A 9,663-nucleotide genomic window follows, 5' to 3' on the forward strand; every position below is an offset into this window, starting at 1 on the left:
TGGTTTAGTCACAGCAATGTTGACTGACCTGACGCCTTCGCGAGCAGGCTCGCTCCCACAGGAAATCCCATGCTTAACAGGTACTGTGCAATTCAATCAGGTCGGGTAATTCGCCCGCAGGGCATCGAGGCCGCCCTGGTAGATACCGTTGAACAACGCCACCACTTCCTCATCGCTCACGCCCACCGCGTTGAAGCGCCCCGACCACGTCACCCGCGCGCCCTGCCCCTGGGCTTCAACCTTGATCGTCGCCAGGTAATCACTGGCCGGGAACGGTGCCTGTTCGATCGTATAGCTGTAGGTTCTGGCCGCGTTATCGAAGGTCTGCAGACGTTCGATAATCACACCGCCGTCAGCGGTTTGCAGACTGCGCACGCGCCCGCCTTCGCTCAGTTCACTTTTGGTAATCAACGGCAGCCAGTCCGGCAGCGTGTTGAAGCCGCCGATCAATTGCCAGACCTGATCGGCCGAGGCCGGGATGTCGATGGTTGCGGAAGCTGTTGGCATAAATACGTCTCTCGAAGAATTCAGATAGTCAGGCTGTCGACCACGCCGCCATCGACGCGCAACGCCGCGCCTGTGGTGGCCGAGGACAGCGGTGAAGCAATGTAGGTGACCAGATGCGCCACTTCCGAAACGTCCGCCACGCGCTGGATGATCGAAGTCGGACGGGCCTTGCGCACAAAGGCGTCGGCCTCGTCACGCAGATTGCGCCCGGACTCGGCAGCGGCGTCCTTGAGCATGTCCTGCAGGCCATCGGTGAAGGTCGGCCCCGGCAGGATCGCATTGACCGTGACCCCGGTGCCAGCCAGACGCTTGGCCAAGCCGTGGGACACCGCGAGGTTGGCGCTTTTGGTCACGCCGTAATTGAGCATGTCCGCCGGCGTCGCCACGCCGGATTCCGATGACAGGAAGATCACCCGGCCCCAACCCTGCTCGACCATCGCCGGCACGTAATGCCGCGCCAGGCGCACGCCGGAAATCACGTTGACCTCGTAGAAGCGTGTCCACTCGCTGTCGGGGGTCTCGAAGAAATCGACGTCGTTGAAGATGCCCAGATTATTCACCAGAATGTCCGCGCGCGGCTCGGCGGCGAAGAGCTTTTGCGCGCCCTCCGCCGTGCCCAGATCGGCGGTCAGACCACGCAACTGCGCGCTTGGCACGGCTTGGCGAATGCTCGCCAATGCCTGCTCGACCTTGGCCATGTCACGACCGATCACCACCACCGTCGCGCCGGCCTCGGCCAACGACTGGCTGATGCCCAGGCCGATGCCGGCGGTACTGCCGCTAACGATGGCCAGCTTCCCACTCAGATCAATCTTCATGCGTTTACCTCATCGATTGGCAAGGGCTCGCGCCGGACGGCCGATGCCTGTTACGGGCTCGACCTTGGCAGCGATTTCAGGGCATGGATCAGCGTAGTCGCGATGTTGCGTCAGTGAGAGAGCTGCCGACCGGTGACGCGGTTGAGCAACTTTTTCTGGCGCAGATCAGATTTCCTTCAAGCGAAGCATGCCGTCGCTGTCGACCCTGACACTGATCGCATCGTAACTGGCCAACGTCGCATGCGCTGTTTCGATCGGATGCTGGTGCGTGGTGGTGATGATCATCAGCGCCGCGCCCGCCGCTTCCGCAGCCTGAATGCCAACCACGGCGTCTTCAAAAATCAGACAGTCCGCCGGTTCAACGCCAAGCTTTTTCGCTGCCAAAAGATAACCCGAGGGATCAGGCTTGCCGGCCGTCACATCTTCCGCCGTGATCATCACCGCCGGTTCGGCAATCCCCGCCGCCGCCATCCGCCGCAACGCCAGATCGCGCGGCGCCGAGGTCACCATCGCCCAGCGATCTTTCGGCAAGTCACGCAGAAATGCCGCCGCACCGGGGATCTCGACAATGCCTTCAACGTCTTCGATTTCCGCAGCAGTAATGAACGCCGCTTGTTGCTCGGCATTCACGCCCGGAAGATTCAGCCGGGTGATGGTGTCGATCGCCCGCGCGCCATGGATGGTCGGCAGGAACGTCTCGACATCAACGCGATGACGCACCGCCCACGCTGACCAGACGCGCTCGGCGGCGGCGATGGAGTTGAGGACGGTGCCGTCCATGTCGAACAGGAACGCGGCGAATGCGCGATCAAAAACCGATGTTTGTGCAGACAAAAGAACAAATCCTCTGACAGATGGCCGGGCAGCCCGGCCCGGCAATGTAGCACTTGTCAGTGCAGCTGCGGGGCCTTGGATTTGAACGCACTTTCCACACAATCGAGCAACTGACCGATCGCCCACGGCTTCTTGATGAACGCCACCGAATGCTTGACCCCAGAGGTCTCGGGCGTTTCATAGCCGGACATGACCATCACCGGTTTGTCCGGCCAGCGATCGCCGAACAGGTTGGCCAGATCGGCGCCGTTAAGCGTGCCGGGCATGGTGATGTCGGTCAGCAACAGCGCGACATCCGCTGCATGCTTTTCCAGATACAAGGATGCGGCGTCGGCGCTGGTTTGCGGTTCGACCTTGAACCCTTCCTCCTGGAGAATTTCGCAAAGGAACTCCAGAATCAACGGATCGTCCTCGACAACCAGAATCAACCCGCCAGGAAGGTGCGCGCTCGACGTAGGTGTAGGGCACATGAACAGCACTCCCCCGAATTACATTTTCGAATAGCGGTTTTGAATCCGCTGCTTATCAGGTATGAGCAGCGCGCTCTGCAGAAATTCACTTTTGATACAGGAGATTTCGCCAAGGTGTTGTTTTTCGGGCCGCAGCCCCCTCCAAAATACTCATTTGTGGTTAAAATGCGCGCCCCTTGCCCGGCCGATCCTGATCCATGAACCCTCCAGCTCTCGCCACCCTCCAAGCCCATTTGCTGCCCGCACTGGCGGCGGCACCCTGCGAAACCCGCCGTCTTTTCCACGGTCGCGGGCGCTGCTGGGCGGGGCTGGAGCAGTTGACCGTGGACTGGTTGCAGGGCGTGGTGCTGGTGTCGCTGTTCAAAGAGCCGGCGCCTGAGCAACTGCAAGATCTACGAGATTTACTGCTGCACCTCGCCGCCTCGCCCGAATGGCAGCAGTCCGCTGCGCACACTCTGCTGGTCCAGCACCGTTATCTGCCGCAGAGCACGGCCGAATGGCTGATCGGTGAGGAAATCGAGGAAATGACCATCGTCGAGGGTGGCTTGCAGTACCGCGTCGACCTGGGCCGCAAGCAGAACACCGGACTGTTCCTCGACATGCGTTTTGGACGCAACTGGGTGCGCGAACAAGCGGCGGGCAAACGCGTATTGAACCTGTTCGCCTATACCTGCGGCTTTTCCGTGGCGGCAATCGAGGGCGGCGCCAGCCATGTGGTCAATCTCGACATGTCCCGCGCGGCGCTGAGCCGTGGTCGCGACAATCATCGTTTGAACGGCCATGACTTGAGCAAGGTCAGCTTCCTCGGTCACGACCTGTTCAAATCCTGGGGCAAGGTGATCAACAGCGGCCCGTACGATCTTGTGATCATCGACCCGCCGTCGTTTCAGAAAGGCAGCTTTTTGCTGACCAAGGACTATCAACGCGTGTTGCGCCGCTTGCCGGAACTGCTGACTGCTCAAGGCACGGTACTGGCGTGCATGAACGATCCTTCGTTCGGCTCGGAATTTCTCATTGATGGCGTGACCCAGGAAGCGCCAAGCCTGCGCTTCGATCACCGGCTGGACAATCCGCCGGAGTTTCCCGATGTCGACCCGCAAAGCGGCCTGAAAGCCTTGGTTTTCCAGCGTATCAGCTGAAACACCAGAAATCCCTCTGTGGCAGCGAGGCTGCTCGCGAAAGCGCAGGGTCAGATAAGAATTTGCTGACTGATACACCGCTTTCGCGAGCAGGCTCGCTCCCACAGTTGTTCGTACAAATCAGCTTTCAGCGCGAATCGAGCGCCACGCCGCTCGCGCGAGCACCTCGCGATAGTCCGTCGGACTGCCTTTGACTCGCCCCGCCAGCCAGGCTCGGCAATAACTGTCCGCCTGGCCGATGATCAGCGATGGCAGCAGCTCGGCAGGCAAATCCTGCAGCTCGGCGGCACGCCCCGATTCCGCAAGCCATTGGCGCAGACGCAGATTGCGCGTCTTGTTGCGCTCAGCCAGGTCTTCCTTGAACGGGCCTTTGGTCACGGCAAACCGCGCGTGATACTGAAAACGCGCCCACTGCGGCTGTTGCTCGACCCAGTCGACATAGCTGAAGACCAGCGCCTGCACGCCTTCTTCGGTGCTATCGGCCGCGTCCAGATACGCATCACGCAAACGCCCTTGATCCTCCAGCGCGGTGAAAAACAGCGCCGCCACCAGCCCTTCCTTGTTGCCGAAATGGTGGTAGATCGCGCCGACGCTGGTGTCGCATTCGGCGCGGATCATCTCGATGGTTGTCGCCTCGATTCCCTGCTCGTTGAACAGGTTCAAGGCTTTGCGAAAGATGTCGCGTTTGAGTTCGGCGCGGCGGCCGGGGTAGCTGCGTTCCAGTAGATCGGCGGTGTCCATGCTGCTTGAGGTCCGAAAAAGGGTTTGAACAAGGCAAGGTTTGCCCGTGGAAATTGCGCCTAGGTTGACAGATTTGCCGTGAACAGAATACCGTTCCGTTACAGAACATTATTCTGTAACGGAACATAATTCTGCAAAACTACTTAGTGAGGCTTTCCATGAGTCAATCTCTCAGCATGTTCAACAGTGTCGGCCCGGATACTTTCAGCAAGATGGCCTGCCAGTTCGCCCCATATTTCAGCAGCATCAATCCACTGATCAGCGAATTGCGCCCGAACGCCGCCACCGTACAAGTGCCGTTTCGCAAGGAGATCACCAATCACCTCGGTACAGTGCACGCGATTGCCATGTGCAACGCGGCGGAACTGGCCGGGGGGATGATGACCGACGTCTCCATTCCGGCCGGCGCGCGCTGGATTCCGAAAGGCATGACAGTGGAATACCTGGCCAAAGCGAAAACCGACGTCACCGCCGTGGCCAGCGCTGAAGGCGTGGATTGGCAGAGCGATGGCGACAAGGTAGTCAACGTCGACATTCACGATACCGAGGGCAAGAAAGTCTTCACCGCGCGCATCACCATGAACGTCAAGCTCGGTTGAGATTGCAGGCACAAAAAAGCCCTTGCAACGGGATGCGCAGCAAGGGCTTTTGATTGCCCGGGTCAGTGCAGAGTCAGGCGCTGGCGGACAAATTCTTCTACCTGGCGACTGGTCTGGTCCAGATGGCGGTCGCGTTGTTTTTCCGCATCGAGCATCGCGCGCTTGCCATTCTTCTGCAGCAGGTAGGTATGAATCTGCTGCACTTCCAGCGAGCGGTAGATCGGCGTGGTATCGATAAAACCGCGCAAGCCGTTGCTGCGGTAATGCCGCGTGCTCATCAGCACCTGAGTTTCGCGCTGGCCGATCACCTCGAAACCCAACGCCTCGAAATACGGCACCTTGCCAATGCTGCAGGCCAGTTCCGCGTGCGGATAGCGCTTGACCATGTCCGCGAGCATCGTCCGCGCCACGCCTTGACGCCGATGGCCTTCGCGTACAGCCATATACGCGACGCTGCATGCCTCCCAATCGCCCTGTACCGGCAGGTACAACAGAAAGCCGACGACCTGCTCCGGATCCTCATCGTCAGTAGCCACCAGCAGTTCCACCTCAGTGCCTTTCTGGCCATTCAACGCCTCGAGGTACAGATGCACCTCATAGCCGACCGCGTACTGATAAACGTTATAAAGCAGATTGCTAGGGCCGAGGCCGACCGCACTGATGTCGGTCAGGTAGTCGACAACCATTTGCAGGATCTGACTGTTGACGTTTTCAGGGCATGGGGACGAGTAGTGGGTGATGCGTGGCATGGACAAACTCCGGCGGTAAATAACGTTGCCGATGATCAGAGCCGTCGACGAACCGCGACATCATACCGTGCCGCGATAGACCACCGTTTAAAGATCCGCTGTCGAAGGCCGATGTAACGAACACCCTGCATTTCACTACCAAGGACCGGGCCATGTATTACCCGCGCGAAGCCGCAAAAGATCATCTTTACAACCGCGTCGTCATGCTCACTGTCGCCTGCTGCGTGGTCTTGCTCCTCGCCGGGATGGCGCGCCATCAGGGCATTCTGTATGCGCTGCTGAATTTCAATGGCGCGCAAACCAACGGCACTGTCACGCAGCTGGAAGAGATCCTGATGAACAAGAATGGCAAAATCATTCACTATCGCTATGCCGACGAGCTGGGCCAGCTCCATGAAGGTGATTTTGTCGACGAACGCTACGCCGAACACACCCAGTACGAAGTCAATGGCCCGATTGCGCTATTGGTCTCGCCCTGGATGCCGGAAAAAAGCGCCATCGCCAGCCAGCTGCAAAGCTATCGCGCAGGTTTTTACATCATGACCGGCGGCGTGACGCTCGCCCTGCTGTTCCTGCTGATTTCCGGCCGGACGTTCTGGCAGATTCAGGCGATGAAGGAACAGGACCGGTATTACTGAACGGTCACTGTTGTGGCGCCACCACTCTGAATTTGATGTTGATGTCTCTGGACACCACGCTGTCGGCCCACTCCCCTGCGCCGAGGCCGAACGCCTCACGGTTGAGCACCAGCTCACCATCGAAGATGCCGATGGCGTTGCCCGGTTTCAACTGCACCGGCACCTCGACCTCGCGAGTGATGCCCTTGAGCGTGAGCTGACCGGCGACCTGGTACAGGTGCTCGCTCACCTGGGTGAAACGGCGGGACTCGAATACCGCGAGCGGGAATTTCTCGGTGTCGAACCAGGCCGGTTTTACCAGTTCGGCATTGGCGTCCTCGCTGCCGGCGTCAATGCTGCTCAGGTCGATATGCAAGGTGGTGCGGGCGTTGGCAAGGTTATCGGTGTCGAAGTCCAGCATCGCCTCGAACTTGCCGAAGGTGCCATACATTCGCGAGCCCATCTGCTGGTAGGTGAAGCTGATCTGGCTGGCGCTGGTATTGACGCGAGTGTATTCGGCGGCTTGAGCGACGGTCGAGGCGTACAGGTACAACGCGGTAACCAGCAGCAATCGCATCGACATGGAATTCTCCGGGCGGCGCGTGCCGTCGAGGGCCTTGATTGACTTAAGCAAACAACCCGTTGTTATGCCAGCACCTATATCAACCGCTCGATTTTCTGATGCTTCCACACCAGTTTGTAATAAAGGGTCTGCAAAATCAGCATCCCCAGGTAGGCAACCGGAAACGCCATCCAGACACCCTGCAAACCGAACTGCCCGTCCAGCCAATACGCCGCCGGCAACTGCACGCCGACCACGCAAATAATCGAAATGAGCACCGGCACCAGCACCGTGCCGCTGGCGCGCATGATCCCGCCGATGATGGCCTGAAAGCCAAATACCAACAGACTCCAGAGCATGATGTGCAGCAGATGCTCGGCCATCGCCCGGGTCGAATCTTCGGTGAGGAACAGGCCCAGCAACCAGTGCGACAAAAGATAACCCAGCACAATCAGGCCCCCGGTCAGACACACGTTGATCAACAGCCCGGTACGCAGGATCGGTCCCATGCGTTGCAGATGTCCCGCGCCGATCGCCTGTGCGCCGAGAATGGATGCGGTGATCGCAATCGACAGCGCCGGGAACTGCACGTAATTGACGATCTGCGTCACCGCGCCATACGCAGCTGTCGCCTGAGACCCATGCTGGTTGACCAGTGCCAGAATCACCAGCTCCGACAACGACAGCACGATCATCTGCACCCCGGTCGGCAGGCCGATGCGCAAAACCTTACCGAGGATCACCCGGTCCAGTCGCAATGCGGCAAAGAACTCCCGGTCCGGCGCCAGCGGATGGCCCTTGCGGATCAGCCGCCAGGCGAGCCATGCCATTGCCGACAGATTCCCCGCCAGCCCGGCATACGCCGCACTCTGAATGCCCAGTGGCGGTAAGCCCAGCCAGCCGCGAATCAACGCCGGAGTCAACGCCAGCCCGACGGCAGTGGAGACGATCAGCGCGAGCAGCGGTGAGAGCGTATCGCTGACCCCGCGCAGCAATTGGGTGAACAGCACGAATACCAGTAGCGATGGCAGAATCCACAACATGACGTGGGCATAGTTCACCGCCTCGTCGAGTACATCCGCCGGCGTGCCCAGCCCCGTCAGCGCCTGGCGCGCAAACACGGTGCCGAGCACTGCGGCAACCAGGCCGATCAGCACACCCAGCAGCAATGTCGCTCCGGCAATCGCCTTGACCATGTGCGTTTCGCGCGCACCCCACGCCTGACCGATCAGCACGCCAGCACCCGCGCCAAGGCCGATGACCAGGGCAATGAAAAAGAACACGACGGGAAACATGCCGGACACTGCCGCCAACGCTTGAGTGCCGAGCATTTGGCCGATGTAGATGCTGTTGACCGTCCCGGACATCGATTGCAGGAAGTTCGACAGCACCATCGGTGCGAGAAACAGCAGATAGGTTTGCCAGAGCGGCTTGGCGAAGGTGGCGCTTTGCATTGAATGGAGGTCCATCTCGACGGCGGCAGGCCTGATTGACGATAGCTTCGGTGAGTTGCGTGCAGCGTGCAATCAACATTTCCCATCGGCGTTGATTGCCTGTTTTGCATTTGTGTAAATGCCAGGCATCGCTTTGTGTCAGTGTGCGGCTGTGGTAAATCAGCGATTCTCTCGACACGCACTATTGAGGCTCGGTTCATGCGCAACGTTGCAAATTTTCTGTTCGGTTCCCTTTTCGTTCTGTTCGCCACCTGCGCTCAGGCGGCCGCACCTGCAGCGGCGCCTGCTTCATTGAAGCCGCTACTGGCCACTTTGAATGAACGTCTGAACATCGGTGATCTGGTTGCGTTGACCAAGTGGGACAGCGGCAAGCCGATCCAGGACAGCCCACGTGAGGCGCAGGTCATCGCCAATGCCCGAACCCTGGCCGCCGAACACAAGCTCGATCCGGACGACGTAGCGCAACTGATCGCCGCACAGATGGAAGCGAATAAACTGGTGCAATACGGTCTGCTCGCGCAATGGCAAGCGGCAGGTGCTGCACCGGACACACCGCGCCCGGATCTGGGCAAACAGATCCGCCCGCGCCTGGATGAACTGCAAAAGCGCTTGTTGCAGCAGTACGCCGCCTTCGCGCCCTATCGCCAGGATCCGAATTGCCCGGCATGGCTGGTCGATGTCCGCAACGGTCTGGCCGCCGATGCGCTGCACGATCTGGCGCTGATTCGTGCCAGCGGCGAGTTGTGCATACGGGCAAAAGCGCTCTGAATCAACGCTCCCGGCAAACATCATCGGCGTCGATGTTCACCATCACGTCAATGAAGTTCTCATAAAAACTGCGCGGCGTAACATCGGCTCCAGACAAACAAACAACTTTCTGGAGCACACGATCATGAAACGCCAAACCCTTCTCGGCATCGCTTTCTCGGTTTTCGCAGTTAACGCTTTTGCAGTAACGCCTGCTCATACCCTGGTCGCTGAAGGCGGCTCGGACAAGCTGATCGAAAGCCGTCTGGCTGAAGGCGGTTCAGATCGTCTGATCGAACGCCGCGTTGCTGAAGGTGGTTCGGATCGTCTGATCGAACGCCGCGTTGCCGAAGGTGGTTCGGATCGTCTGATCGAACGCCGCGTTGCTGAAGGTGGTTCGGATCGTCTGATCGAACGCCGCGTTGC

At 59.5% G+C, this 9,663-nt stretch carries 13 protein-coding genes; 5 read left to right on the forward strand and 8 right to left on the reverse strand.

All coding sequences use genetic code 11. The features are described 5' to 3' along the window. Nucleotides 1–96: 96 nt before the first annotated feature. The 4 genes from AC4IHP_RS22870 to AC4IHP_RS22885 form a co-directional block, all read right to left on the reverse strand. Nucleotides 97–507 carry an SRPBCC family protein gene (locus tag AC4IHP_RS22870; protein WP_490832829.1) on the reverse strand — a complete coding sequence of 137 codons (411 nt, stop codon included), beginning with the start codon at nt 505–507 and terminating at the stop codon, nt 97–99. A gap of 20 nt (nt 508–527) precedes the next feature. Continuing rightward, nucleotides 528–1,325, reverse strand: coding sequence for an SDR family NAD(P)-dependent oxidoreductase (locus tag AC4IHP_RS22875; protein ID WP_490832830.1), 798 nt, complete (start codon nt 1,323–1,325; stop codon nt 528–530). A 165-nt stretch (nt 1,326–1,490) separates the two neighbouring features. Beyond that, the gene (locus AC4IHP_RS22880; RefSeq protein WP_490832831.1) at nt 1,491–2,159 is read right to left on the reverse strand and encodes an HAD-IA family hydrolase; all 669 of its coding nucleotides are present in this window, start codon (nt 2,157–2,159) and stop codon (nt 1,491–1,493) included. 56 nt (nt 2,160–2,215) lie between these two features. Further along, entirely contained in the window at nt 2,216–2,629 is a 414-nt protein-coding gene (locus AC4IHP_RS22885) for a response regulator (protein ID WP_129998415.1), read from the reverse strand. A gap of 197 nt (nt 2,630–2,826) precedes the next feature. Between AC4IHP_RS22885 and AC4IHP_RS22890 the strand changes: the two genes are divergently transcribed. Continuing rightward, on the forward strand, nt 2,827–3,768 hold the full coding sequence (locus AC4IHP_RS22890) for a class I SAM-dependent methyltransferase (protein ID WP_490832832.1): 942 nt from the start codon (nt 2,827–2,829) through the stop codon (nt 3,766–3,768). A gap of 120 nt (nt 3,769–3,888) precedes the next feature. Here the strand turns inward: AC4IHP_RS22890 and AC4IHP_RS22895 are convergent, their stop codons facing one another. Continuing rightward, nucleotides 3,889–4,509 (reverse strand): TetR/AcrR family transcriptional regulator, encoded by a 621-nt coding sequence (locus AC4IHP_RS22895; protein WP_490832833.1) that lies wholly within the window; start codon nt 4,507–4,509, stop codon nt 3,889–3,891. Between the two features lie 158 nt (nt 4,510–4,667). On the opposite strand from AC4IHP_RS22895, the gene AC4IHP_RS22900 reads away from it, so the two are divergent. Continuing rightward, complete coding sequence (locus tag AC4IHP_RS22900) at nt 4,668–5,108, forward strand: hotdog fold domain-containing protein (RefSeq protein WP_490832834.1); 441 nt, start codon at nt 4,668–4,670, stop codon at nt 5,106–5,108. A 62-nt stretch (nt 5,109–5,170) separates the two neighbouring features. Here AC4IHP_RS22900 and AC4IHP_RS22905 read toward each other — a convergent pair whose 3' ends face one another. Continuing rightward, nucleotides 5,171–5,857, reverse strand: a complete 687-nt coding sequence (locus tag AC4IHP_RS22905) for a GNAT family N-acetyltransferase (RefSeq protein WP_490832835.1) — start codon at nt 5,855–5,857, stop codon at nt 5,171–5,173. Between the two features lie 152 nt (nt 5,858–6,009). Between AC4IHP_RS22905 and AC4IHP_RS22910 the strand changes: the two genes are divergently transcribed. Then, nucleotides 6,010–6,495, forward strand: coding sequence for a DUF3592 domain-containing protein (locus tag AC4IHP_RS22910; protein WP_076563476.1), 486 nt, complete (start codon nt 6,010–6,012; stop codon nt 6,493–6,495). 4 nt (nt 6,496–6,499) lie between these two features. On the opposite strand, the gene AC4IHP_RS22915 is transcribed toward AC4IHP_RS22910, so the two are convergent. After that, nucleotides 6,500–7,057 carry a YceI family protein gene (locus tag AC4IHP_RS22915; RefSeq protein WP_490832836.1) on the reverse strand — a complete coding sequence of 186 codons (558 nt, stop codon included), beginning with the start codon at nt 7,055–7,057 and terminating at the stop codon, nt 6,500–6,502. A 74-nt stretch (nt 7,058–7,131) separates the two neighbouring features. After that, the gene (locus AC4IHP_RS22920; protein WP_490832837.1) at nt 7,132–8,490 is read right to left on the reverse strand and encodes an MATE family efflux transporter; all 1,359 of its coding nucleotides are present in this window, start codon (nt 8,488–8,490) and stop codon (nt 7,132–7,134) included. A 198-nt stretch (nt 8,491–8,688) separates the two neighbouring features. Between AC4IHP_RS22920 and AC4IHP_RS22925 the strand changes: the two genes are divergently transcribed. Together AC4IHP_RS22925 and AC4IHP_RS22930 are read left to right on the forward strand one after the other, a co-directional pair. Continuing rightward, nucleotides 8,689–9,258: a chorismate mutase gene (locus tag AC4IHP_RS22925; RefSeq protein WP_460118361.1), complete on the forward strand. Its 570-nt coding sequence runs from the start codon at nt 8,689–8,691 to the stop codon at nt 9,256–9,258. Between the two features lie 124 nt (nt 9,259–9,382). Continuing rightward, a partial coding sequence (locus AC4IHP_RS22930; protein ID WP_490832838.1) for a hypothetical protein occupies nt 9,383–9,663 on the forward strand: 281 nt, incomplete at its 3' end.

It is taken from the genome of Pseudomonas sp. UF-293, assembly GCF_058245595.1.

Coding starts and splice junctions, on each gene's coding strand:
- AC4IHP_RS22870 (WP_490832829.1), bottom strand. CDS start 507: ATGCCAACAGCTTCCGCAACCATCGACATCCCGGCCTCGGCCGATCAG.
- AC4IHP_RS22875 (WP_490832830.1), bottom strand. CDS start 1,325: ATGAAGATTGATCTGAGTGGGAAGCTGGCCATCGTTAGCGGCAGTACC.
- AC4IHP_RS22885 (WP_129998415.1), bottom strand. CDS start 2,629: ATGTGCCCTACACCTACGTCGAGCGCGCACCTTCCTGGCGGGTTGATT.
- AC4IHP_RS22890 (WP_490832832.1), top strand. CDS start 2,827: ATGAACCCTCCAGCTCTCGCCACCCTCCAAGCCCATTTGCTGCCCGCA.
- AC4IHP_RS22895 (WP_490832833.1), bottom strand. CDS start 4,509: ATGGACACCGCCGATCTACTGGAACGCAGCTACCCCGGCCGCCGCGCC.
- AC4IHP_RS22900 (WP_490832834.1), top strand. CDS start 4,668: ATGAGTCAATCTCTCAGCATGTTCAACAGTGTCGGCCCGGATACTTTC.
- AC4IHP_RS22905 (WP_490832835.1), bottom strand. CDS start 5,857: ATGCCACGCATCACCCACTACTCGTCCCCATGCCCTGAAAACGTCAAC.
- AC4IHP_RS22910 (WP_076563476.1), top strand. CDS start 6,010: ATGTATTACCCGCGCGAAGCCGCAAAAGATCATCTTTACAACCGCGTC.
- AC4IHP_RS22915 (WP_490832836.1), bottom strand. CDS start 7,057: ATGTCGATGCGATTGCTGCTGGTTACCGCGTTGTACCTGTACGCCTCG.
- AC4IHP_RS22920 (WP_490832837.1), bottom strand. CDS start 8,490: ATGCAAAGCGCCACCTTCGCCAAGCCGCTCTGGCAAACCTATCTGCTG.
- AC4IHP_RS22925 (WP_460118361.1), top strand. CDS start 8,689: ATGCGCAACGTTGCAAATTTTCTGTTCGGTTCCCTTTTCGTTCTGTTC.